Genomic DNA, 23,669 nt, shown 5'->3' with positions numbered 1-23,669 from the left:
GGGTGCGACATGTTCATTCATGCATGTCCATGACGACATGCTCATGAGGACATGTGATTCAGCAGGTCGGCGCCAGGAAGCCGCCGTTCAGCTCGGGGCCGCCGAGGGTCGGGTCGGCGATGCCGGAGCCGAAGCCGTGGAGCACGCCGGTGACGCAGTCGGCGGCGACCTGGGTCAGCTCGAGGTGGCCGGTGAAGAACGGCTCGTCGCCGATCGTGCCGGTCTTGCCGCCGTTGCCGCCGTCCATAACCGTCATGGTGCCGATCACCTCCGGGTGGGCGTCGAGCTCGATCGTCCCCGCGACCGCCAGCTCGGAGGGGATCTCGACCGTGAATACCCAGCCAGTGCGCTCGCAGTCGCCGGCCAGTTCGACGTTGGCGGCTCGCGTGCCGCACTCGAGGCCGAACGAGGTCCAGGTGATCACGAGGTCGCCGGTCTCGAGCCACTCGGCGTGGGCGACCGCGATCTGCGGATCGGCGGCGACCGGCGGCGCTTCGCAGGCGGCGGTGTCGAGCGGCGTCTGGGCCGGGCCGTCGATGCACTGCGGCGGGTCGCAGGCGAGCGCGAGCGACAGGCCGCAGGCGGCGGCGAGCAATTGAGTAAAAAACGTACGGGCGATCATGGTGCGCACCTCGGGGCCCGGAAGCCGCCGTCGAAGGGTCCGTGCTGATCGACGAGGCCGACGATCCGGCCGGTCACGCAGGTGTCGGTGACTGCGAACAGCTCGACGCTCGCCAGCTCGAGCTCGCCGCCGCCGCCGTGGACGCGGGCGTCGGGCGTCTCGAACTCGACGTAGACCGGGGTCCGCAGCGGATAGGTGCCGGGCGCGGATTGCTCGGCCGGGACTCCGAGAGTGAGGCCGCGGTCGTCGTCGCTGGCGCAATAGCCGTGCTGCGAGGCCGGCTCGCCGCACGCGAGCGGGCGCGTCGACATCGTCAACACCAGGCCGTCGAAGCGCTCGCTGGCCCGCGCGATCGCCAGACCCTCGATCGGCGCGACGCCGGGCGGGAGCTCGGGGCAGGCCTCGAGGTCTTCGGCGCTCTGGTTGCCGGGCAAGGCAGGCACGGGGGTACAAAGGAGGTCGTCGCAGGCCGGGGCGACGAGCGCGACGGCGAGCACGAGGAGGATCGGGGGTGCGTGTATCATGCCCTGAATCAGTCCTCACGGGCCGCGGAGTTTCCTGCGCGGGCCCGCCGGGCCGGCGAGAAAAAATAAATGACGCGGCGAGGAAACTTCGCGGGGGCTCGGGCATGAAGTAAGCGGACCGCGTTCTCGTGCTCCTGCTCCTCGCCACCCTCCTCGGCCCGCCGATGCCGCCCCAGACCAGCGTCGAGCTGCGCGTGACGTCCGTCGACGACGGGGCGGCGAAGCTGCTCGAGCAGGCGCTGGTGCAGCGCCTCGGGGCGCGCCTGCTCGAGGACGGGTACCGCGTGGTGCCGGCGGGGCGAGCGGCGGGGGTGCGGGTGTGGGTGCACCTCGAGGCGACGGGGGCGACGATCGAGACGCGCGGGGCGACGCAGCGGATCGAGACGGTGCCGGCCGGAGATCCAGCGCTGGTGAGCCTGGAGATCCAGCAACTGACGACGGCGCTGGTCGACGAGGTGCAACCGGGCCCCGCGGAGCCCGAGCCTGCGGTGGCGCTGGAGGTGACGGGCGCGCGGGCGGACCCGGAGCTGCGCGAGCGACTGCAGCGCGGGCTGCTCGGCCGCGGCTTCGCGCTGACGCGCCGACCGGGGGCCGACGATCGCCGGCTGTGCGTCGCGGTGGCGGAGTCGGGCGAGGCCCGCGTGCACGTGATTGCCGGCGGCAGCAGCTGCACGGACAATGGTTCGGCGATTGAGGTGCCGGCAGGCGAAACGGTCGGGCGCGGCCGCGAGTTGCTGCTGGCCGGCGCGGCGGCGGCCCTGGACGCGGTGGTGCCCGAACCGGTGGCGTGGCAGGGCTCGCCGGCGACGAAGGGGGTGCCGGAGTCGGCGAGCATGTCGATGACGTCGCCCCCGGACGAATCACTCGAGTCGGTCGAGCGCAACGCGCCGGTGTTCACGATCGCGGCCCACGGCGGGCTGCTGGCGCGCACCGGCGGGCCCGTCGACGGCCTGGCAGGACTGGGCGTGCGGTTCGGTCGACGGCGCGGCCTCGGTGGGGTGATCGATTGCATCGTCGTGCCGTCGCGCGCCGAGCACTTGCGCGTGGTCGAGGCCGTGCCGACTGCGGCGGTCGACTGGCGGATCGGCGTCGGCGGCAGCGGCGTGGTCGCGCTCGGTCTGTTCGCCGGCGTTCACCTGCACCACTTCGCGCAGACGGGCGGCGCTCGCCAGACCCGCGTCGGCGCCAGCGCCGGCGCGACTGTGCGGGTGGGCTGGCTCGGCCGCCGCGGCGCGCTGCTGTTCGCGGGGCTGCGCGCCGGCTGGTCGGGCGGTCGGTGGGTCCACGCCTACGACACGGAGGTCAGCTGGCGGCGCGCCGGCCTGGTGCTGGGGCTCGAGGTCGGCGCCGGCTGGGACATCGCCCTGCGTCGCGGAGGCCGGCGATGAGCGGTCGGGCCGCGGTCTCGAAGGTCCACGGGATCGACGCGGTCGGTGGCGACGGCGACGTCGCGGCCCTGCTCGACCGGCTGTACCGCCGGCACCACCGCGCGGTCTACCAGCTGGCGCTGCGCTACGGCCTCGGCAACGAGGCGTGGGCCGAGGACGTGGTGCAGGACGTGTTCCTCACCCTGTTCGATCGACTGCCGACGCTCGCCGACGTCGAGCAGCTCGACGGCTGGCTGTACCGCGTGACGACCAATCGTTGCCTGCGCAAGCTGCGGCGCGACAGCTTCTTGAATCGTCCGCTGGTGCGGTGGTTGCTCGCGCGCGACCGCGTGGCCGAGGCCTCGCCGGAGCAGCAGGTGTTCGCGCGCCGCGACCTCGAGCGGGCCCGCTCGGCCCTGGCGGCCCTGCCGGCGCGCGAGCGGGTGGTCGTCGGCATGTGTCACCTCGACGGCAAGTCGCAGCGCGAGGTGTGCGAGACCCTCGGCCTGTCGAAGGGCTACGTGTCGAAGCTGCTGGCGCGGGCGCTCGCGCGGCTGGAGGAGGCGCTCGATGACTGACCGCGAGGCCGGAGTGATTGCGAAGATCCGCGCGGTCGACGAGGCGCTGGGGCGGCGCGACATGTCGCCGGTGGCCAGCGAGCGGGTGCGGCAGACGCTGGCGCGCCACGCCCAGGCGCGGTCGCTGCGGGCGAGGCTGCGCTGGTGGCCGGCGCTCGCGTTCGCGGCCGGGGCGGCGTTGATGGCGGTGCTGCTGCTCGAGCGACGCGAGGGCGGCGAGCGCGGGGCGGTGGCGCGGCGCGAGGCAGAGGCGCCGCCGATCGCAAGCCAGGAGGTGGTCCTGCCGCCCGAGCCGCGCTGCGATCCGCTGGGGACGGGCGCGCTCCGCCTGGCGAGCGACGGCTGTCTCGCGGGCGACGGCGTGCGCGTGAGCGCGTGGGCGCCGGCGACGCTCGAGCGGGCCGGCGATCGCGTGACCGTGCAGGACGGCGAGGTGATGTTCGAGGTCGAGCCGCGGCCCGGACGGCCGCTGCACGTGCTCGCGGGGGTGATCGACATCGAGGTGGTCGGGACGCGCTTCATCGTCCGCCAGCGCGACGGGGCCGGGAGGGTCTCGCTGCTCGAGGGTCGGCTGCGCGTGCGCGGAGCCGACGGCTCGGTGGTCGCGCTGGCGGCGGGCGAGGAGTTCGCGTGGCCGGCTCTGCCGCAGGTGCCTGCGCCTCCGCCGTCGCGGCGTCGCCCGGCGAGCGCGGCGCCGCCGAGCGCCGACGCGGGCCTGGCCGAGCTGCTCGCCGAGGTCGCGGAATTGCGCCGGGAGGGCCGCTATCCGGCTGCAGTCGCGCGTCTTCGGGCGGCCGACGCCCGGGCCTGGTCGTCGCGCTCGCGCCAGCTGGTGTCGTTCGAGATCGGCACGCTGCTCGAGCGCCAGCTCGGAGACACTGCCGCCGCCTGCGCTCACTGGCGAGAGCACCGCGAGCGCTTCCCCGGCGGGTCACGCGACGAGATCGTCGCCCGCTCGCTGGCGAAGCTGGGCTGTGCGGCGGAGTGAGGCAATGACATGTTTTTATAAACATGCTCGAAAGAGCATGGCCTTGAGGTCATGTCATTCGAGAGCGGCGTGCGGCGGCGAGCGTGCGGAGTTCGACTCTCATGCTCGAGATGGCCGCGGACCGGACGATCCGTCTGTCTTTTTAAAAGGTGAGTCCGCGCCGCTTGTCGGGGCCTGCCGGCCGGGCAAGACTGAAGCGATGACAACGATGCAACCTGCGATGCGCCATGTCGGCTGGGTCTTCCTCGGGCTGTGCGCCTGCCCGCCCCCCGACGACGGCGAGCCCACCACGAGCACGAGCAGCACGAGCACGAGCACGAGCGGCGAGGACACGAGCACGAGCACGAGCACGAGCGGTGACACGAGCACGAGCACGAGCGGCGACACCAGTACGAGCACGAGTAGTGACACGAGCACGAGCACGACGAGCACGAGCAGTGACACGAGCACGACGAGCACGAGCGGTGACACGAGCACGAGCACGAGCGGGGACACGAGCACGAGCACGGGCGAGGACACGACCACGGGTGGCGAGCCCGCGTGCGTCCAGAGCTTCGTGGCTCCCGACATCGAGACCTGCTACGCCCCGGCCGTGCCGTACGTGCAGGTGCCCGGGACGGCAGTGCTGCTCGCCGGCGACGTCGATCAGGACGGGCACGTCGACGTGATCGCGCCGGGGGCGGTCGGCGGGATCGCGGTGCTCCTGGGCGACGGCGCGGGCGGGCTCGCGGCGCCGGTGATCACGCCGGTCGATGCGCCGACCAGCGCGGCCCTCGGCGACTTCGACGCCGACGGGCTGCCTGACCTCGTGGTCAGCTTCGCCGGCGCGGCGCCGCGGATCGACCTGCTCCTCGGCGACGGCGCGGGCGGGTTCGTGGTCGAGACGTCGTTCGCGAGCGGGCCCACGGTCGGGAATCATCTGGCGGCCGGCGACTTCGACGGCGACGGCGACCTCGACGCGGTGGCCATTCACCAGGGCGTCAGCAACATCACCCCCAAGCGCCTGAGCACGATCACGAACGTCGCCTCGAGCAGCTGGACCTACGCGGTCCAGCCGCTGACGATGTTCGTCGGCGACGTCATCTACAGCTCGTGGACGCCGTACCTGGGGATCGGCGACTTCGACGGCGAGCACCTCGACGTGATCGTCGCCACCGATCGCACGGTCGAGCAGCCGCACCGGCTGCGGGCCGACGGGCTCGGCGGGTTCACTTATCTGGGCAAGCTGGTGCCGAACAACTGGCTGCTCGGGGCGATGCCGATCGTGCCGCTCGACGTCGACGGCGACGGGGACAACGACATCATCGCCGCCGACAAGGCGGGCTGGGCGGGACTGCTCTACGTGGAGAACCTCGGCGGCGGGTGGGCGGCCCCGAAGAGCAGCTCGTTGCCGGGGCCCGGCAAGCAGCAGCTCGCGGTCGGCTCGCTGATCCACGAGCCGCGGCCCGACCTGGTGTACACCGGCAACCAGGGCGAGACTCTGGTGCGCACGATCGAGGAGGACGGCGACATCGTCGCGCCCTCGGTGTCGCAGTTCGGCATCGGCTACGCCCGCGGCTTCGTGCTCGCCGACCTGAACGAGGACGGGCGGTCGGACTACGTCCAGGTCAGCGTCGGGATGCCGTACACGCTGTCGGTGCGGGTGTCGCTGTAGGCCTGGAGCGGGTCACACGTTGAGGTTCTTGGCCTTGGTCATCTTCATGAACAGGTGCTCGCCGGAGGTGGTGCGGGCGTACTTCGGCGGGTTGTCGGGGCTGCAGCAGCTCGCCAGGGGGATGACCTCGGCGTCGTAATTGGGCTGATGGAAGAACACCAGCGATTGCCGGCGAGTGTCGCCATTGGCGTCGGGCGGCGGATTGATGACGCGGTGCATGGTCGAGCGCCAGCGGTCATTGGTCCACTGGGCCATGAGGTCGCCGACGTTCATCACGAACGCGTCGGTGGGCACGCGCACGGCCGCCCAGGTGCCGTCCTCGCGCTGGACCTCGAGGCCGCCAGGGGCGTCCGTCATGCTGAGCAGCGTCAGGCTGCCGTAGTCGGTGTGGGCGCCGGCGCGGAGCTGGCCGGGCTGCGCCGGGGTCGACTGGTGCGGGTAATTGAGGGCGCGCAGGCAGCTGATGTTGCGATCGACCTTGTCGTCGAAGAACTCGCGCGGGAGCGCCAGCGCGGTCGCGAACACGCGCATGAGTCGCCAGGCGACGCGGTCCATCTGGCGGTAGAACTCGGTCCAGGCGGCCGCGAATTCGGGCACCTCGGCCGGCCAGGTCGGGTCGGGCATGTACATGCGACCGAGCTGCGAGGTGAAGTAGGGCTCGTCGCCGCGGTCGATGCGGCCGACGGTGTACGTCTCCTTGAAGTCAGGCACCGTCTCCTGGTCGAGCGAATAGGACAGGCCCTCCGCGCCGAGGCCGCGGTAGCCGACGAAGCCGCCGGGCCGGGCGGCGTAGCGGTCGCGCACGGCCAGGTCGAGGTCGAAGAAGGCGCGGGAGCTGCGGTGCGCCGCGTCGATCACGTCCTGCGGGACGCCGTGGCCGACGACGACCACGAACCCGAGGTCACGACAGGCGCGGTCGAACGCCGCTGCGACCTCGGCCGCGCCGGCGGCGTCGCCGTCGCCGAACGGGCCGATGTCGATGACGGGAATCTCTGCAGGAATGACGCTGCTCATTGTTCGTACCCCCCTGCCGCGACGCGGCGGTTGCCGGCCTTGCGCTCGCGGATTCGCGTGAGCGCGTGGCCGATCCCGTGCTGTAAGGTCTGACGGACGGTGAGCTGGCGCAGCGGAGCGTCGAGGTCGGCCAGCATCTTGGCGACCTCCGGCGAGATGCCGGTCACCACCGCCTCGGTGCCGAGCATGCGCATGGCCCGGACCGTCTGCAGCAAGGCGTCGACGATCTCGGGCTCGATCTGGCGCACGCCGGTGAGGTCGAGGATGACCGCCTGGGCGCGGGTCGCGGTGATCCGATCGAGCACCGCGCCGGCGATCTGCTGATTGCGCTCCTGGTCGATGGCGCCGATCAGCGGCACCGCGAGCACGCCGTCGGCGATCGGAATGATCGGGGTCGACAGCTCGAGCAGCGCCGAACGCTGGGCCCGGATGACCTCCTCCTGCAGGCGGAGGTGCTCGCTCTCGGCCCGGCGCATGTCGGTGACGTCGGTGGCGACCGTGCCGACTGCCTCGATCTCGCCGGCGTCGTTGCGGATCGGGAACATGTGGGTGAGGAACATCCTGGTGCTGCCCTCCCACGGCACGGTCTGCTCGAGCACCAGAGTCTTGCCGCTGCGGAACACCTGCGCGGTGGTTTCTTGCATCGCCTCGGCCGCGCCCGGCGGCAGGATCTCCGGGACCCGCTTGCCGAGCACGTCGTTCGGCGTGCGCCCGACCTGGCGCGCGGCCTCGTGGCTGACCAGGACGTACTTGTTGTTGATGTCGGTGGCCAGGATCGCCAGCGGCGCGTTCTCGACGATCGCCTGCAGGATCGATTTGGTCGCCCTCAGCCGCTCCTCGGCGCGCCGTTGCTGCGTCAGATCGGTCGAAATCCCGCCCTGCGCGATCAGCTGGCCGGCGGCGTCGAGCACCGGGAACTTGTACGAGCGGAAGAAGTGCATCCCGTCCTCCTGCGGCAGCAGCTCCTCCTGCGTGAAGGTCGTGAGCTTCTCGATGACCTCGCGATCGGCGATCCGAAAGGCCTCGTAGACCTCTTTCGGGAACACGTCCGAATCGCGGCGGCCGAGCACGGCCTCGCGCGACAGATGCGTCAATTGCTCGTAGGTGTTGTTGATATGGGTGAAGATGCCGGTCGCGTCCCGTAGGTAGATCACCGAGTCGACGTGATCGATCGTGGTCTGGAGCAGGCGCCCCAAGCGGTCGAGGTCGGCGTCCTGCTCGGCGATCCGGCGGCGAAGAGCAGCGTTCTCCGCCTGTAGGCGGGCGATCTCGGCGTTCTCAGGCATCGGCTTGGCCCACGACTTGAACACACGCCGCCGATCCAGGGAGGATGCATTTGCCCCCGGGCATGCGAGATAGCTTGAGGTCTCGGGACCCCAGTGTGCGCGGCTGAACAGGTGTGAATGTCGCTGTCTGCTCACCTCGGATCACGCACTCGAGGTCGTGATCACCGAGCCATGCTTTGTGTCGATTGGACCGACGGGCCTCTCTCCGTGGTTTCGCGCGACCGCAGGCCCTCGCGACGAATCGGCGCGTGTCCGGGGATCCATGAGTGCATTCGCCGAGTCGGCGCCGCGGTCTGCATCGGAGCGCTGGTGCGGGCGATCGCCGGCTCGGCGCGGCGAACCCAGCGGTCGCGCACGGCGGTGCAGCGGCTCGCGGCCCGCCGCGGGCGGGGGTCCGTGCATCATGGGCGTCGGCTGCGCATTGTCGGCTGCGAATGTGCAGGGTAGACGGCGATTCGCCAATCATCGGTATCGGCGCCGGGGCCGGCGACTCGCAATCACGGCGGTCGGCACGGCGTTTCCGACATGTGTGAATCCTATCATCGGTCGCCTGCGCGTCTCCGCGCGACGGCTGGGAGCCGCGCAGAGGCGGGCTAGGAGCTGCTCCGAGGCGGCGGAGGGCGCGCGCAGGCTGCTCGGGCGCAGTCGGGCGGGGCGTCGCGGGGGCGCGGGCGTGTTACGATGACGCTTTGCGCGGCAGGCCGGGGCTGGACAAACGTGCAAGCCCGGCGCTCCGAGGATCTTTCAAAATGACCCAAACGACACGGAAGTTCGTGATCGCGGCGGCGATCGGGGTGATTGCGCTGCTCTTGTGGTGGTGGTCGGCGGGGCGGCGAGGCGAGTCGACGGCGGGGCCGGAGGACGCAGCAGGGGCGAGCGGCGGGCCGGCGATTGCGATCGGCCCGCTCGTCGACGAGGCGAGGCTGGCGCGCTTCGACCCGCGCCGCGCCGACCGCTCGGCGATCTCGGGGCGGGTGCACGAGGCGGATGGCCGCGGGATCGCCGGCGCGACGGTATGCGCCGGCAGCTCGGCGCCGGGGCTGAGCAGCGAGGAGCAGGCGGCCCGCGCCTGCACGACCAGCGCGGGCGACGGCAGCTACCGCATCGAGGGACTGTTGCCGGTGCGGCAATTCGTCCACGCGAGCGCGCCGGGGCACGTGCCGGGGCAGTATCGCGCGGGCCCGGGCCGGCGGGCGAGCACTCTGGTGACGCTGCGCGCGGGCCAGGAGACGACGGGGATCGACGTGCTGCTGGCGGCCGGCGGGGTCGAGCTCAAGGGGGTGGTGCGCGACCTCAGCGGCGGCGAGCTCGAGGGGGCGCAGGTGTCGTCGGGCTTCGCTCACGCGCGCTCGAGCGCCGACGGGACGTTCACCCTGTGGGTGGCGCCGGGCTCGGCGTACATCGAGGCGCACGCCGACGGCTACGCGCGGGGCTGGATGATGGGCGTGGCGCCGGGGATGACGTTCGAGATCGCGTTGACGCCCGAGTCGGTGCTGGTCGGTCGAGTGGTGCGCGCGGAGGACGGGGCGCCGGTGGCCGGCGCGAGCGTGTACGCGGAGAAGCACCTCGACACGTTCATGCAGGCGGTCACCGACGCCGACGGCAATTTCCGCATCGTCGGCCTGAAGCCGGGGGCCTACGGGCTCGAGGCGTTCCACGACGAGGCCTACGGGACGGGGCCCGAGAGCGCGGTGCTCGGGCTCGGCGAGACGTCGGAGCCGATCGTGATCAAGGCGCACCCGGCGTTCCTGGTCGAAGGGACAGTCGTGATCGCGGGCGGCGAATCGTGTGAAAGCGGCTGGGTGCGCCTGGTCGACAAGGCGGTCGGGGCGCGCGCCGGCCAGGTCGAGGCCGACGGGCTGGTGCGGATCCGCGGGGTCCTGCCGGGGACGTACGAAGCGCAGGTCGAGTGCGACACGTACATCGCCGAGCCTTCGTACGAGCCGGTGGCGGTGGTCGACGCGGCGATCCGCGGGCTGCGCTGGCAGGTCCAGCGAGGTCAGGCGATCCGCGGCCGGGTGCTGCTGTCCGGAGGGACAGGTGCGCGCGGGTTCCACGTCGGCGCCGAGCCGCAGGCCGACGCGGCGGCGGCGCGCGCCCGGACGACCCGGGCGTGGTCGGAGCAGACGACGGAGGACGGCCGGTTCGAATTGCTCGGGCTGCTGCCGGGGCGCTATCGCGTGAGCGCGTCGTCGGACGACCACCCGCGGCTGGAGCCGCCGCTGGAGGTCGAATTGCCCGAAGGACAGGACCTCGAGGACATCCTGGTGACCGTGCCGGCGACCGGCGAGCTGCGCGGGACGGTCAAGGACAGCGAGGGCCTGGCGGTGAAGGGGGTCGAGGTGATGCTGCGCGGCGGGCAAAACGAGCTGCCGACCACGCGCACGCTCGACGACGGCAGCTTCCGCCTGGCGCACGTGCCGGCGGGCGAGTACCGGGTGCAGGCGGTGAGCGCGTCGGTGCCGCTGCAGGCGCCGGGGACCACCGACGACGATGTGCAGGGGACTGCGGTGACTGTCGCCACCGGCGAGGTGCGCGAGGTGCAATTGGTGGTGGAATCACAGCACGGGCGGATCGTGGGGCGCGTGGTCGACTCCGCCGGCGGGCCGCTGTCGGACGCGTTCGTCGAGGCGACGCGCGAGAGCGACAGCGCGGCGGCCGGGGCCGGCGACGCGCTCCGGGACTCGCGCTGGTCGATGTGGGGCGGCGAGACGCGCAAGCTGACCGACCAGGACGGCCGCTTCGAACTGTCGCGGCTGGGCGACGGCAACTACACGCTGGTGGCCCAGCGCCGCGGCGGCGGCGAGGGCTCGGTCGAGCACGTGAAGACGGGCAGCGAGGTGGAGATCAAGATCGCGGACGCCGGATCGGTGTCCGGGATGGTGCGGATCCAGGGCGGCGGGACGCCGCAAGAGTTCGAGGTGACGCTGCACGAGCCGAGCACGGGCTGGCGAACCGGCGACAAGTTCTTTCGGACAGGTGGTGTATTCCGCTTCCCCGAGGTGCCGCGCGGCAGCTACAGGGTGATCGTCGAGGCGGCGGAGGGCTCGAGCTCGACCAAGACGAGCGTGAGCGAGGGCGGACGCGCGGAGGTTCAGGTCGAGCTGCTGCCGCTGCTGACGGTGCGCGGGCGAGTGCTCGACGCGCGCTCGGGCGAGCCGGTGCCGGGGATGGAGGTCCGGATCCGGGCGCGCGGGCTGGTGCAGTTTTTCACGATGTCCGACCAGACGCCGAAGGGCCAGACGTCCGACGAGCAGGGCCGCTTCGAGGTCGAGAAGGTGCCGGCCGGCGGGGCCGAGGCGGTGGTGCTGCCGAAAGATTGGGTGGACAACGGCTACGGCTGGACGACCATCGCGCTGCAGGTGCCGAGCACGGGGGCGACGTCGGTGGAATTGCCGCCGCTGCGGATCGCCAAGCAGCGCGTCAAACAGGGCGAAGCGCCCGGCGATCTGGGTCTGCGCGTGCGCCCGCCGGAGCCCGAGACGGAGCCGGGCGAGGCGAAGCTGATCGTGGCGTCGATCCGCCCCGGCGGGCCGGCGATGCGCGCAGGGCTGCAGATCGGGGACGAGATCGTGAGCGTCGACGGGCAGGACGTGACGGGGCCGAATGGGTACCTGTTCCACGAATTGTCGGCGGTGCCGGCGGGGACGACGGTGAAGGTGGGGCTCGGGCGCGGAGCGACGATCGAGGTGGTGGCCGACGCGGTGAAGTGAGGAGGATGCGGGGGTACGAGCGACGCCAATGACCGCGACCCGGCGCCGGAGTACACTCTCGATCACTATGGCACGGCGATCGACGAATCCCTCGTGTGGGCTGCTACTGCTGCTCGCGTGCGCCGCCCCCCCGACCGCGACGGAGGGCGAAAGGATGTCGATCGCGCCGCCGCAGGTGATGTACGGCGTGCCGTCGAAAGCGGAGGGCGATGTGCGCCTCGAGGTGTCGACCGAGGCCTGGTCGTTGCGGCTCGGCGGCTCCACGCTCACGCGTCCGCTGGATCCGGCCCAAGCGGCTCCGCTGTTCCACCTCGCCTTGCGGCTGACAGGCCGCGAAGAACAGCGCGTCGGCATCGTCGGCGCCGGGGAGGCCAGGACCTGGGCCGTCCTCGCGCCGACCCGCGGGGACTGGCCGGGAGGCTCGCTCGCGTTCAGCGAGTTTGTGGTCACCGATCCCGCCGGTCGTTCCGCGGGACTCCCGCTGCGACCCCGCACGCCCCCCTATGCCTGGGAGGTCGAGGGGTGGGGCGGATGCGTGGACGCGGTGCTCACTCTCGAGGCCGAGCGGGCCGAGATCCTCTGGTCCATCACGGAGACCGAGCTCGGGCGCCGCGAGCTGTTGCGCGTATTGAGGCCAGGTGACGAGGCGCAGGAGGCACTCGCGGCGACGGCGGGCGTCCGTGAGGTCGTGTTCGGGAGAGCGCCGCGCGCGAACGGGATCCGCGACTTCGTCCGTCGTTCGGCGCCGGACCTCGCAATGAAGCCTCCCCGATGCCCGGTCGCCGGACTGTACGTGGACCCGGACACGCGCTGGAGCGACACGGTGGCGGCGATCGATGCGCTGTCGGACTCCGGGTTCCCGGCAGTGTGTATGTTGCGCTGAGCGCGAGCCGGCTTTTGGGGCTCACTCGAGCGTGCCCGTCCATTTGAGGGTCTTCGGACCGCACGGCAAAAATGCTGTGTCCGAGCCGGGGATGAGCGCATTCGTCATGCAGGTGTTGGCCCGGATGTATCCCCGCTTCTCGCGCCCGAAGAACACCCGCCCGATCTCGCGCTGGAACTTCTCCCCGTTCGGGCCCTTCGCCGCGTCGCAGCCCAGAAGGTCGATGGTCGCGCCATTCACGAACAGCGGCCCCAGCGCGCCCGTGGTCTGCTGCTCGAGGAATTCCAGCGTCACGAAATTTTCGCCGAATTGGAAGCCGGTCTGACTCTTATTCGTGGTACTGAACCCGTGGCCGTAGATGGCGAGCTCGCGAATGAAGCCTTCGTCCTGGGCCAACTGTCCGCTCAAGACCTGGTTGCGCCGCTCCTGCATCAGGAGGACGAGGATCTCCTTGAAAGAACCGACATGCTTGCCCTTGGAGTACCAACCTTCGGCTTCTCGCTGATCCAGCGTATTCCTGGCGAGCTCCGCGTCGTTACGGAGCCGGTTGTCCGCGAACCCGAGGCTGTAGCCCTGTCCTGCCAGCGAGAGCGCCATGAGCTCGACCCGGCGCTCGAACTCTGACAGTTCGACGGCGCCGGTCTCCAGCGCTTCGCGTCGGGCCGGCTCCACGCCCCGAGTCCCGTCCGGACGGCGGAAAGGCGCGTACAAGGCCCGGCTGACGCGGCTCTTCAGTCGCTTGGAGCCGCCTTCGTCCTCGTAGTCCGGTGCGGCCTCAAGAGCCGACTCGCGCTCGACGAGCGCCGCCTTCACGGCGGGGAAACGGTTGATGATTCCGGCCCTCTCTGCGACTGCTCGTGCGAACTCCTCGTGGGAATCGAATTCGAAGAGCGCGTTGGCTTCTTCCATGTATCTTACGACGAACCTCGTCACGGGGTCCGGTGCTGCGAGCTTGAGGAAGTACGTCGGAATTTTGGTGATCTCGTCGGAGCCGATCTTCAATCGACACTGGGGGAAATAGTGCCCGGCGCGCTGTTGCTGAGCGACATGGACCATCTCGTGAGAGACCAGGCGCGAGCCTTCAAGGGTTCGCGGCGCAAATTCTCCGCGCGCGAAGTAGATGTCCGGCCCGACGGTGACGGCTTGGCTGTGCAGTCGGCGGGCGAGGGCGTCGGCCCGTCCGTCCGCATGAACTCGGATCTCCCCCACCTTCCCGCCTGCGACCGTATTCAAGGTCCGGGCGACTGGTGCGGGGAGTTTGCGCTCGGGATCGATGGGGCCGGAGTTCCAGGCAGCGGTACGGTCTGGGTCCAGATCGTTTTCTTCGGGCCGTCGCAGCTCGTGAGCGAACGAGGTCCCAACGGATTCCGCTTGTCTCTCCAGTTCGGCGCGTCTCCGATCGAACATCGCTTGACTGGATCGATTTGGAGACGGCCTGACGGCTTTGGACGCGGCTGCGGGAACGCGTGGGGCGTAGCTGAGTTTGTACATTAGTCTCCAGCTTTCAGGATTATCCGCAGAATCGGACGCCGTCAAGCTTGACCGCGCAAGTCGGCCGGCCGGTACGCCGAGATTCGCTCTCTTCCGGGGCGCACAGAGCGTTCATGCTCGCGCACTCAGGCGCTGATGCGGATTCAACTTCGCGTGATGCACTGCGTGAACCGCGGCACCGACGCAGCGGCGATAGGGACGAAGGTGAGCGACGGCGGTCGGAAAATTTACTCTTTCAGCCGCTCGGGACGGCAGTAGCGAGGAGTCCGCGCCGGCGCCTCGGCGAGCCTGGGAGCGTTCGCTCGTCGACGTAGCTTGATACTGCGATGGCGCGAGCGGTGTGCGGCGTCTTGTCGACGCGGGATAGATTGTCGGCGTCGCCTCGGGCGCCCTGCTCGGACTGCGGGTCGCGGAGCTCAGGTGTCCTTCGAGACATGCGAGGAGCCGCGGCGCCTCGAACTGCAGTGACGATCGATGAACGACATGTCTTAAAGGACATATCGTCTATCACGGGTAGCGATCGAGCCGAGCGAGCTCCGCGAGGATGTCGCTCCGCAGGGCATCGGAGGCGGCCCGCCAGCGCTCCAGCAGGTCGGCGCGGGCTGGCTCGCGGCGGAGGCGGTGGAGGGCGTACGCCAGGGCCCAGACGATGCCCTTGCGGTCGTCCTTGCGCTTCAGCGAGCCGGCGAGGCGCTCGATCAGCGCGAGGGCGGCCGGCGGATCGAAGCGCGCGAGCTCGCTCGCCCGGAATGCTGCAGATCGGCGATCGCCGTGCGCGAGGTCGTGGGCGAGGGCGCGTTCGACCAGGGCGAGCTTCGCGGCGCGAAACTCGGCCTGCGTCACCGCGGGGCTGGTCGCCGGCGGTCTGGCGGTGAGGGCCGCGAGGCCGCCGCCGTGTGCCAGGTGAGCGAACTCGTCGGCGGTCAACCAGTCGACGTCGTCGACGAGCAGCAGCGGGGTGTCGACGAGGCGAGCGTCAGCCTCGGTGACGAGCCGGACGGCGATCCGCGTGGCCGGGCGGCGCAGGCGGGCGACGAAGGCGTCGTCGTCGCGCGAGGCCGCGAGCCAGTCCCAGAAGGCCTCCTCGTCGGCGCCAGGGCCGATCGCAAACGAGGCAGGCAGGAGCTCCTCCGCGGTCCACCACAGCTCGAGAGTGCGACCGTGAAAGGCGAGCAGCTCGGCGTCCTGCGGGTCCTGGTCGTCGAGGTGCGGGGAGAAGTCGCCGAGCGGCGCCGGGGGCCCGCCCGCGCCCGACCACGCCCACGCGAGCGCCCCGGCCTTCGCGTCCGCGAGCGCCTCGGCGAACTCGACGGCCGGCTCGGCGGCGTTCGGCGCGGTCGGCCGGACGACGCGCACGAGCAACGGCGGGAGCGTCGGGGCCGCGGCGGGGAAGAAATAGAAGCGTTGGTGGGCGATGCCCATGCGCCACGGTGCCACGATCGCACCCGCGGCGACAAGCGCGGGCGTTCGGACGCGCCGCCCGGAACGCGAGGTTATTCGTCGTCGTACTCGTCGTCGTCGGCCGTCCACAAATAGCCGGACTCGCTGACGACCACGGCGTCGCGCATGGACTCGCCCGGCCCGAGCATGCGGGGCTGGCCGCTGCCGCTCCATGGCGGCACGTCGAGGCCGTCGCGCCGGATCTGCAAGCGCTGTCGCGCCCCGTCGCGCTCGAACTCCAGCGCGAGCAGATCGTCGGAGCATTCGGCTGCCAGCAATCTCGTGCCGAGCAGGCTCGCCTTGACGCTGCGGAACCGCCGGCCGGCCGCTTCGAGCTCGGCCCGCTCGGCCTCGAAGAACTCCTCGCGGACGAGGTCGCCGTCGAGGGTGGCCCAGCTCGCCGCGGCCCACAGGGTGACCACGAGCCAGCGGGGCTCGGGCGGCTGCCCACCCGCGAGGCGGAGACCGAAGAAGCCCGGGCCGCCCATGCCGTAGGTGCCGAGGTGCGTCTCGACTGCGACGACCTCGGCGCCGACGGGGTCGAAGCCGCCGTCGCGGAACAGCCGCGGCGGGCGGATCTTCGTCGGCAGCCCCAGCGGGTACTCGTCCGGGTCCGCGGTCTCGTCGCCCTCGACGCAGTCGAAGATGCTCTTCTCGGTGGTCATGGTCGAGCCCGGGCCATGGTGGCGGGGACGCTGCGCGGATGCAAGCCACCGGGCGCGCGAGTCGGTCGTATCGAACGGTCTTCGCCGCGAGGCGCGGTCGACGGGACATCGCCGTGGGCGTGGGCGAGCTTGCGGATGGGTCCTCGTCGAGCAGGCCGACATCGCTCGGAGCGGTTGATCGTGATCGCCTCTGCGCGCGCCGGCGCGTCGTCGCGGCGGAGACATTGCCGCGAAGGTTTGCTCGCTGGGACTTGAATGGCGAGAGGACCGACGGGGACGACGGTAAAGGTGGAGCTCGGGCGCGGGGCGACGGTCGAGGTGGTGGCCCTCGCGGTGAAGTGCGGCGGCGCGAGCCTCGCCGACCTCGGCGCGCAGCGGTGCTGGAGCGACGCGCGGGGGGCGGGCGCCGTTCCCGAGCTCGCGTCGGGTGCCCGCGGCGTCGGTGCGACTGGCATTCGCAAATCTGCGAGGGCGCCGGGGCGCCACCGCCCTGCGCCTCGGGCGAAGATCGGTCGCATGACGAGGGCAACGAGGTGGTGCGCGCGGAGCCTGGTCCTCGGCCTGGTGGCCGCGTGCGGCGGGAGCGGCGGAGCGGGCAGCACGACCGACGCGGACCCGTCGACGTCGAGCGCATCGACCGGCGGCGGCAGCGAGACGACGGACGTCGAGCCGACCCGCGGAACCTCTGCGACGTCGAGCCCCGCCGGCGCCCAGCTCCTGTATCGCCAGGACTTCGAGGCCGAGGGCTGGGAGGAAGAATTCACGGGCCGCCCGACGTGGGAGGGTCACGTCGCGGTGGTCACCCACGAGCCGCACGGCGGCTCGCGGTCGTTGCGAGGCAACCAGTTCGCCAGCGTGACCGACCCGATCACCGGGTTGCCCGGCATCGGCAATGCGCTGCTGGATTGGCGCGGCGCGGGGCACGACATCGCCGAGCGCACGCCGCACCAGATGTACTTCTCGTACTGGTTCCGCCACGACGACTTCACGTACGCCGCGGGCAACGAGGGCAAGCTGTTCTACTTCGTCGACGCCAACGGCTGCCAGCTCGACGCGTACTTCGGGGGGCAGCTGCACAGCCGAGATCTCGCGATCGCGTACAACAACGGGTGTCAGTCGAATCAATGGGCCCATTGCACCGGCGCGGATGACGTGTGCGAGGCGTGTCGCGCGGACGGGACCTGCGACAATTGGGGCTACTCGGCGCTGTGGCTGCAGCACCCGGCGGTGAGCCCGGGCCCCGGGAGCTGGCGACGGTTCGAGTACTTCATCGATTACGACGAGCGCTACTTCACGGTCTGGGTCGACGGCCACGTCGTGGCCGACGACGAGCGCTTCGTGGACGGTCGGATCCCGTACGGGCCGGAGCGCGAGTTCCACTGGACCGGCTTCCAGCTGTTTTACGCGTCGACGGGCGACGAGCGGGACTACGCCGAATGCGTCGACGGCGAAGGGGTGTGCGCCGGCTGGCAGATCGACGACCTGGAGGTCTGGGACGGCCTGCCGCCGCGGTGACCGCGAGGCCGTGGCGAGGGTCGGTCGGGTACGGGAACCCGGGACAGCGGCTGCGAGGGACTGCTCGACATGCCATGAATCGTCGCTCGTCGGCGACTTGACGGCGAAGGGTCGGGCTCGAGCGTCGCTTGCTCCCGGGGTTGGAGCCGTCGGCCGCGCACCCGCCTCGTCCTCGGCGACGGCGTCGCCCGGCGTGCTCGGCCGGCCGTCGCGGTGGGCGGCGCTGCCCACCTCTTCACTCGCCGAGGGCTTTGCCTGGCGCGCGACCCTGCTCGGCGGCTCGCCGAGCTCGCGGGGCGAAGGAACAAGCCGCCAGCGCTCTGCGCTCACTGTCAGATGGGCGAGGCGGTCACCGCCCGCGGACGGGTGACCGTGTCTCGCTCACCCCACGGAAGAGGAGACCGGCGAAGACAAAAACACCACAGTGGAGCGATCCTGGAATCGACGGCGGTGCGCTCTCGATCTTTGTCGAGGGAGGCTCGTCGCGTCTCTCATGCGAGGTCGTGGGGGTCGCTGCGCATGGACCGAGCATTGCCGCGAACACGGCGGGCCTCGAATTTCTCGGCTGGGCGAGGGAGTTCCGGCGCGCCGCTGCGGACCCGGCTGCGCCGTCCGCGAGCCAGAGCGGGCTTCAGGGACTCGACGAGCCTGCAGGTGCGTTCGCTGTTCTCGAGCCCGCAATTGATCGTCGACCGGCGAGCACTTCATCGAGGCCGCCGGCGCACGTCTGCGCCGGCGTCGTCCTCCTCTCGCCAGAATGACGCGACGGCGCCGACGGTTCATCGCATGAGTCAATTTGTCAGAGAGCTCTTCAGGCCCTTCAGCGATCGTTTGCGGGGCCACGGCAGGGCCGGGTCCCGTGCGACGTCAGGGTCGGGCCGCGGGCGGCAGGACCGATCGAAGTCCGATGGTCCTCGCGCGCGGGGCCGCGTAGATCGATCAGGGCGCGGGCCGCAGGGTCGGCCCGGCGGGGCGAGAGCGATCGGCGCGATTCCTCGCTGCGTGAATCCTTGCGTCGATCGGATCGGCGTATCCGTGATGGACGGCGCTGCTGTGATTGTTCGGGAGGTGGTCGGTGCGATCGGCTGACGAGGTGCGGCGGTGGTTGACGGGCGCGGTCGCGGAGATCCTCGGGGCGCCGTCGCGGCGGATCGACGCGCGGGCGAGCTTTCGCAGCCACGGGCTCGATTCGGCGGCGGCGGCGGTGCTGGTGGCGCGGCTGGCGGCGTGGATCGGCCGTTCCGTGCCATTGACTGCGCTGTGGGAGCACCCGAGCGTCGTCGAGCTGGCGGCGCACCTGGCCGGCGAGGCGCGGCCGGAGGCCCAGGCGATGCGCGTGGCGGCGAGCGACGAACCGGTGGCGATCGTCGGCCTGGCGTGCCGCTTCCCCGGCGGGACGAGCTCGCCGGCCGCGCTGTGGCGATTGTTGAGCGACGAGGTCGACGCGATCGCACCGATCCCGCCGCACCGCCTCGACCTCGAGGCGCTGGCGCGGCTCGAGGCGGCGACCGGCGAGAGCACTGCCCGCGAGGGCGGTTTCCTCGCCGAGGTGGATGGGTTCGACCCGCTGTTCTTCGGCATGTCGCCGCGCGAGGCTGCGGTCTGCGATCCGCAGCAGCGGGTGGTGCTCGAGCTGGCCTGGGAGGCGCTCGAGGACGCGGGAGTGGCTCCGGGCTCGCGGGTCGGTTCGCCGACGGGGGTGTTCGTCGGGGCGCTGTGGTACGACTTCGCGCTGCTGCTGGCGCGCGCGGGGCTGACTGCGATCGAGCAGCACACCGCGACGGGCCTGAGCCACGCGGTCATCGCCAATCGGGTTTCGTACGCGCTCGGGCTCGAGGGGCCGAGCATGGCGGTCGACACTGCGTGCTCGGCGTCGCTGGTGGCGGTGCATCTGGCGTGCGAGAGCCTGCGCCGTGGCGAGTCGACTCTGGCGCTGGCGGGCGGGGTCAACCTGATCCTGGCGCCCGACAGCATGGTGCAGATGGCGAGGTTCGGGGCGCGCAGCCCGACGGGGCGCTGCCGCAGCTTCGATGCGGCCGGCGACGGCTACGTGCGCGCCGAGGGGGCGGGGCTGGTGGTGCTGGAGCCGCTCGCGCGGGCGCTGGCGGCGGGGCGGCGGATCTACGGGCTCGTGCGCGGCAGCGCGGTCAACAACGACGGGCGCAGCAACGGGCTGACCGCCCCGAGCCCGCGGGCGCAGCGGGCGGTGCTGGCGGCCGCGTGCGCGCGCGCCGGGGTGGAGCCGGCGTCGATCGATTACGTGGAGGCCCACGGGACCGGGACGCGGCTCGGCGACCCGATCGAGGCGTCGGCGCTGGCAGCGGTGTACGGGCCGGGACGCGCGCGGCCGCTGCGGATCGGCTCGATCAAGACGAACATCGGCCACACCGAGGCCGCCGCGGGGATCGCCGGGCTGATGAAGACGGCGCTGGCGCTGCACCACGCGGCGCTGCCGGCGAACCTGCACTTTCGGACAGGCAACCCGGACATCGACTTCGCGGCGCTGAAGCTGGCGGTGCAAGACCGCGGCGAGCCGTGGCCCACGCGCGAGGGGCCGGCGCGCGCCGGGGTGAGCTCGTTCGGGTTCGGCGGGACCAATGCGCACGCGGTGCTCGAGGCGGCGCCGCGGCCGGAGTCGATCGTGGCGCTGGCAGCCGGCAGCGAGGCAGAGCTGCGGGCGCTGGCGGTCGAGGCGGCGGCGCGGCTGGCGGTCGAAGACCCGAGCGAGGTGTCCGCGCAGCCGAGCGGTGGGCCGTTTCGGCTGGCGATCGCGGGGCGCGGGGCTGCGCTGCGCGACGGCCTGGCGGCGTTCGGGCGCGGCGAGGCGGCGCCGGGGCTGGTGACCGGAGTGGCCGCGTCGCGGCGGCCGGTGCTGGTGTTCTCGGGGCAGGGCGGGCAGTGGCTCGGGATGGGTCGCGCGCTCTCGGCGAGCTCGCCGGCGGCGCGGGCGGTGCTGCTGGCGTGCGAGCGCGAGGTCGCGGCGCAGGTGGGGTGGTCGCTGCTGGACGAGCTGTGGGCGCCGCAGCAGGCGTCGCGGCTGCGTGAGGCGGACGTGGTGCAGCCGCTGCTGTTCGCGGTGCAGGTGGCGATCGCGGCGGCCTGGCGGGCGCACGGCGTGGTGCCGGCGGCGATCGTCGGTCACAGCGCGGGCGAGGTGGCGGCGGCCCACGTGGCCGGCGCGCTCGACCTCGCCGATGCGGTGCGCGTGATCTGCCTGCGCGGGCGGTTGACGCGGCGGATCGCCGGGCTCGGCGGGGTGATGCTGATCGAGCGGCCCGCGGCCGAGGTGGCGGCGCAGATCGTCGAGTCCGCGGGGGTCACGATCGCGGCCCACAACAGCCCGCAGGCGACCGTGGTGTCGGGCGCTCGCGCGGCGCTCGAGCGGCTGGCGGAAGAGTGCCGGAAGGCGGAGATCCCGTGCGCGCTGGTCGAGGCGGCCTACGCGGCCCACGGACCGCAGGTCGAGCCGCTGCTCGACGAGCTGGTGGCCGGGCTGGGGGGCATCGTCGCCATGCCGACGCAGGTGCCGCTGGTGTCGACGGTCACCGGGGCGGCGATCGACGGCCGCGCGCTCGGCGCGAGCTACTGGGCCCGCAACCTGCGGGCGCCGGTGGCGTTCGCGGCGGCGATCGACGGGCTGGTGCGCGGCGGGGCCGACCTGTTCCTCGAGGCAGGTCCGCACCCGGTGCTGGCGCCGGCGCTGCAGCAGTGCCTGGCGCACGCGGGGCGCGAGGGGCACGCGATCGCGTCGATGCGCCGCGAGGGGCCGGGGGCGGGCGAGCTGGCGGCGGCGGCGGCGGCGTTGTGGACGCTCGGGGTGCGGATCGCCGCGATCGACGGGCCGGGCGAGGAGGCAGGGCGGCTGCCGGTGGAGGCGCGAGAGGCAGTCGCGGGGCCGCGGCTGGTGCCGGTGGAGGCGCAAGAGGCAGTCGCGGGGACGCGGCTGGTGCCGGTGGAGGCGCGAGAGGCAGTCGCGGGGCCGCGGCTGGTGCCGGTCGAGGGCGCGGCGGCGCGGCGTCGGGGCGCGGTCCGGGTTTTCGAGGAGCCGGGTGACGAGGCGGCGGGGCTGCGGCTGTTGCCGGTCTCGGCGCACACCCGCGAGGCGCTGCGCGAGCGGGTGGCCGGGTTGGTGGCGGCGCTGACGGAGCCGGCGGCGCCGGGCCTGGACGACCTGTGCCACACGGCGGCGCTGGGGCGCGAGCACCTGGCGCACCGGGTCGCGGTGGTCGCCGAGACGACGGATGGGCTGCGCGAGCGCCTGGCGGGCGCGCTGGCGAGCGGGGCCGACGCGGGCGGGCCGGCCCTGCGCTCGCCGCGGGTGGCTCTGGTGTTCCCTGGGCAGGGCGGGGCGTGGGCGGGCATGGGCCGCGAGCTGCTGGCGGGCGAGCCGGCGTTTCGCCGGGCGCTGTACGCCTGCGACGCGGCGATCGGGCGCCACGCCGGCTTCTCGGTGGCGGAGGCGCTGGCCCGCGGCGAGGCGCCGGAGGACGCGGCGCGCGTGCAGCCGCTGCTGTTCGCGGTGCAGGTGGCGCTGGCGCGCACGTGGGCGGCCTACGGGGTCGAGCCGGCGGCGGTCGTCGGTCACAGCATGGGCGAGGTCGCGGCGGCGCACGTGGCCGGGGCGCTGACCCTCGACGACGCGGCGCGCCTGATCTCCCGCCGCAGCCGCCTCATCGGCTCGCTCGCGGGGCGCGGGACGATGGCGCTGGTCGACGCGACGCCGGCGGCGCTCGAACTCGCGCTGGCCCGCCACGCCGGGCGCGTCAGCGTGGCGGCCCGCAACGGCCCGCGCAGCTTCCTGCTGGCCGGCGAGGCCGCGGCGCTGACTGCGATCGTGGGCGAGTTCCAGGCGACCGGGGCGTTCGCGCGCCTCACCGGTCTGCCGTTCCCGATCCACTGCGCGCTGTCGCGCCCGATCGCGGGCGCGCTCGCCCACGACCTCGCCGGCGTCGCGCCGCAGCGCGGGCACATCCCGATCTACTCGACCCTGCTCGGGCGCCGGATCGACGGCGCCGAGATGGACGCCGACTACTGGCTGCGCCACGCGCTCGAGCCGGTGCGCTTCCACGAGCAGACGCGCGCGCTGCTCGACGACGGCGTGGACGTGCTGCTCGAGGTCGGCCCGCACCCGGTGCTGGCGCACGCGTGCGAGCAGACGATCGCCGAGCACGGGGCGCCGGCGCGGGTGCTGTCGTCGCTGCGCCGCGGCGGCGGCCGGGCGCACCTGCTCGAGGTGCTGGCGCGGCTGTACCAGCGCGGGCTGGCGGTCGCGTGGCCGGCAGTGTTGCCGCGCGCGGGGTCGATCGTGTCGCTGCCGACCTACCCGTTCCAGCGCCGGCGGCTGTGGCCCGCGGCGCTGGCGGGCGGTGAGACCGATGTCGGGCCGGCGCGCGCGGAGGCGTCGGGGCAGTCCGAGCTGGTGGCGCTGGCGGAGGCGCTGGCGAGAGAGCCGTCGGCGCCGCGGATCGAGCAGTTCGTGCAGCGGGTGGCAGGCGAGCTGCTGGCGCTGGCCCCGGGGGCGCTGTCGCCGACGCTGTCGCTGCGGCGGCTGGGGCTCGACTCGCTGGGGGCGATGCGGCTGGGCAATCGAGTGCGCGAGGCGCTGCGGGTCGAGGCGCCGGCGCCCTTGTTCCTCGAGGACCGCAGCGTGGCCGCGCTGGCGCTGGCGCTCGCGGAGCTGGCGGCGCAGGGCCGCGGGCGAGTGGCGTCGGCGGGCGAGCTGGCGGCGGCGATGGAGGAGGAGGGGCTGTGAGCGCGACGAGGCGGAGCGATGAATCGGTGGCGCGTGAGGTCGGAGAGAGGTCTGCGAGCGCGGTGATGTCGGGCGGGGAATCGCTGGAGCGTGGGGGCGGAGAGAGGCCTGCGAGTACGGTGATTCGGAGCGGTGCATCGTTGGAGGGAGAGAAGCCAGTGAGCACAGCGATTCGGA

At 72.3% G+C, this 23,669-nt stretch carries 15 protein-coding genes; 8 read left to right on the top strand and 7 right to left on the bottom strand.

Translation table 11 applies throughout. The features are described 5' to 3' along the window. Positions 1-58: 58 nt before the first annotated feature. On the bottom strand, positions 59-622 hold the full coding sequence (locus OV090_RS09580) for a hypothetical protein (protein ID WP_267703252.1): 564 nt from the start codon (positions 620-622) through the stop codon (positions 59-61). Beyond that, positions 619-1,146, bottom strand: a complete 528-nt coding sequence (locus tag OV090_RS09575) for a hypothetical protein (RefSeq protein ID WP_267703251.1) — start codon at positions 1,144-1,146, stop codon at positions 619-621. The genes OV090_RS09580 and OV090_RS09575 overlap by 4 nt, the downstream gene beginning before the upstream one ends. Positions 1,147-1,274: 128 nt before the next feature. On the opposite strand from OV090_RS09575, the gene OV090_RS09570 reads away from it, so the two are divergent. The 4 genes from OV090_RS09570 (at position 1,275) to OV090_RS09555 (ending at position 5,733) form a co-directional block, all read left to right on the top strand. Further along, positions 1,275-2,534, top strand: a complete 1,260-nt coding sequence (locus OV090_RS09570; protein WP_267703250.1) for a hypothetical protein — start codon at positions 1,275-1,277, stop codon at positions 2,532-2,534. Beyond that, complete coding sequence (locus OV090_RS09565) at positions 2,531-3,091, top strand: sigma-70 family RNA polymerase sigma factor (protein WP_267703249.1); 561 nt, start codon at positions 2,531-2,533, stop codon at positions 3,089-3,091. Before OV090_RS09570 ends, OV090_RS09565 begins: the two co-directional genes overlap by 4 nt. After that, a complete protein-coding gene (locus OV090_RS09560; RefSeq protein WP_267703248.1) occupies positions 3,084-4,079 on the top strand; it encodes a FecR family protein in 996 nt (331 codons plus the stop codon). The genes OV090_RS09565 and OV090_RS09560 overlap by 8 nt, the downstream gene beginning before the upstream one ends. Before the next feature lie 199 nt (positions 4,080-4,278). Next, positions 4,279-5,733 (top strand): VCBS repeat-containing protein, encoded by a 1,455-nt coding sequence (locus tag OV090_RS09555; protein ID WP_267703247.1) that lies wholly within the window; start codon positions 4,279-4,281, stop codon positions 5,731-5,733. A 12-nt stretch (positions 5,734-5,745) separates the two neighbouring features. On the opposite strand, the gene OV090_RS09550 is transcribed toward OV090_RS09555, so the two are convergent. Both OV090_RS09550 and OV090_RS09545 read right to left on the bottom strand, forming a co-directional pair. Further along, positions 5,746-6,747 (bottom strand): 2-oxoglutarate and iron-dependent oxygenase domain-containing protein, encoded by a 1,002-nt coding sequence (locus OV090_RS09550; protein ID WP_267703246.1) that lies wholly within the window; start codon positions 6,745-6,747, stop codon positions 5,746-5,748. Further along, on the bottom strand, positions 6,744-8,033 hold the full coding sequence (locus OV090_RS09545) for a PAS domain-containing protein (RefSeq protein ID WP_267703245.1): 1,290 nt from the start codon (positions 8,031-8,033) through the stop codon (positions 6,744-6,746). The genes OV090_RS09550 and OV090_RS09545 overlap by 4 nt, the downstream gene beginning before the upstream one ends. A gap of 749 nt (positions 8,034-8,782) precedes the next feature. Between OV090_RS09545 and OV090_RS09540 the strand changes: the two genes are divergently transcribed. Together OV090_RS09540 and OV090_RS09535 are read left to right on the top strand one after the other, a co-directional pair. Continuing rightward, positions 8,783-11,746, top strand: coding sequence for a carboxypeptidase regulatory-like domain-containing protein (locus OV090_RS09540; protein WP_267703244.1), 2,964 nt, complete (start codon positions 8,783-8,785; stop codon positions 11,744-11,746). Between the two features lie 154 nt (positions 11,747-11,900). Further along, a complete protein-coding gene (locus tag OV090_RS09535; RefSeq protein ID WP_267703243.1) occupies positions 11,901-12,629 on the top strand; it encodes a hypothetical protein in 729 nt (242 codons plus the stop codon). 21 nt (positions 12,630-12,650) lie between these two features. Here OV090_RS09535 and OV090_RS09530 read toward each other — a convergent pair whose 3' ends face one another. From OV090_RS09530 to OV090_RS09520, 3 genes are all read right to left on the bottom strand, one after another. After that, positions 12,651-14,036 (bottom strand): DUF4157 domain-containing protein, encoded by a 1,386-nt coding sequence (locus tag OV090_RS09530; RefSeq protein WP_267703242.1) that lies wholly within the window; start codon positions 14,034-14,036, stop codon positions 12,651-12,653. A gap of 591 nt (positions 14,037-14,627) precedes the next feature. Continuing rightward, positions 14,628-15,542: a hypothetical protein gene (locus OV090_RS09525; protein WP_267703241.1), complete on the bottom strand. Its 915-nt coding sequence runs from the start codon at positions 15,540-15,542 to the stop codon at positions 14,628-14,630. Positions 15,543-15,613: 71 nt separating this feature from the next. Beyond that, positions 15,614-16,225 (bottom strand): hypothetical protein, encoded by a 612-nt coding sequence (locus OV090_RS09520; protein ID WP_267703240.1) that lies wholly within the window; start codon positions 16,223-16,225, stop codon positions 15,614-15,616. 516 nt (positions 16,226-16,741) lie between these two features. On the opposite strand from OV090_RS09520, the gene OV090_RS09515 reads away from it, so the two are divergent. Both OV090_RS09515 and OV090_RS09510 read left to right on the top strand, forming a co-directional pair. Continuing rightward, positions 16,742-17,740 carry a hypothetical protein gene (locus OV090_RS09515; RefSeq protein WP_267703239.1) on the top strand — a complete coding sequence of 333 codons (999 nt, stop codon included), beginning with the start codon at positions 16,742-16,744 and terminating at the stop codon, positions 17,738-17,740. Positions 17,741-18,815: 1,075 nt separating this feature from the next. Then, positions 18,816-23,492 (top strand): type I polyketide synthase, encoded by a 4,677-nt coding sequence (locus OV090_RS09510; protein ID WP_267703238.1) that lies wholly within the window; start codon positions 18,816-18,818, stop codon positions 23,490-23,492. Positions 23,493-23,669 lie beyond the last annotated feature (177 nt).

It is taken from the genome of Nannocystis sp. RBIL2 (assembly GCF_026626745.1).
GTDB lineage: Bacteria > Myxococcota_A > Polyangia > Nannocystales > Nannocystaceae > Nannocystis.
This window is presented reverse-complemented; position numbering and strand designations above follow the sequence as displayed.

What these genes read in the sequence shown, in the direction of transcription:
- OV090_RS09580 (WP_267703252.1), bottom strand. Translation starts at nt 622, where the DNA reads ATGATCGCCCGTACGTTTTTTACTCAATTGCTCGCCGCCGCCTGCGGC.
- OV090_RS09575 (WP_267703251.1), bottom strand. Translation starts at nt 1,146, where the DNA reads ATGATACACGCACCCCCGATCCTCCTCGTGCTCGCCGTCGCGCTCGTC.
- OV090_RS09565 (WP_267703249.1), top strand. Translation starts at nt 2,531, where the DNA reads ATGAGCGGTCGGGCCGCGGTCTCGAAGGTCCACGGGATCGACGCGGTC.
- OV090_RS09560 (WP_267703248.1), top strand. Translation starts at nt 3,084, where the DNA reads ATGACTGACCGCGAGGCCGGAGTGATTGCGAAGATCCGCGCGGTCGAC.
- OV090_RS09555 (WP_267703247.1), top strand. Translation starts at nt 4,279, where the DNA reads ATGACAACGATGCAACCTGCGATGCGCCATGTCGGCTGGGTCTTCCTC.
- OV090_RS09550 (WP_267703246.1), bottom strand. Translation starts at nt 6,747, where the DNA reads ATGAGCAGCGTCATTCCTGCAGAGATTCCCGTCATCGACATCGGCCCG.
- OV090_RS09545 (WP_267703245.1), bottom strand. Translation starts at nt 8,033, where the DNA reads ATGCCTGAGAACGCCGAGATCGCCCGCCTACAGGCGGAGAACGCTGCT.
- OV090_RS09540 (WP_267703244.1), top strand. Translation starts at nt 8,783, where the DNA reads ATGACCCAAACGACACGGAAGTTCGTGATCGCGGCGGCGATCGGGGTG.
- OV090_RS09535 (WP_267703243.1), top strand. Translation starts at nt 11,901, where the DNA reads ATGTCGATCGCGCCGCCGCAGGTGATGTACGGCGTGCCGTCGAAAGCG.
- OV090_RS09530 (WP_267703242.1), bottom strand. Translation starts at nt 14,036, where the DNA reads ATGTTCGATCGGAGACGCGCCGAACTGGAGAGACAAGCGGAATCCGTT.
- OV090_RS09525 (WP_267703241.1), bottom strand. Translation starts at nt 15,542, where the DNA reads ATGGGCATCGCCCACCAACGCTTCTATTTCTTCCCCGCCGCGGCCCCG.
- OV090_RS09520 (WP_267703240.1), bottom strand. Translation starts at nt 16,225, where the DNA reads ATGACCACCGAGAAGAGCATCTTCGACTGCGTCGAGGGCGACGAGACC.
- OV090_RS09515 (WP_267703239.1), top strand. Translation starts at nt 16,742, where the DNA reads ATGACGAGGGCAACGAGGTGGTGCGCGCGGAGCCTGGTCCTCGGCCTG.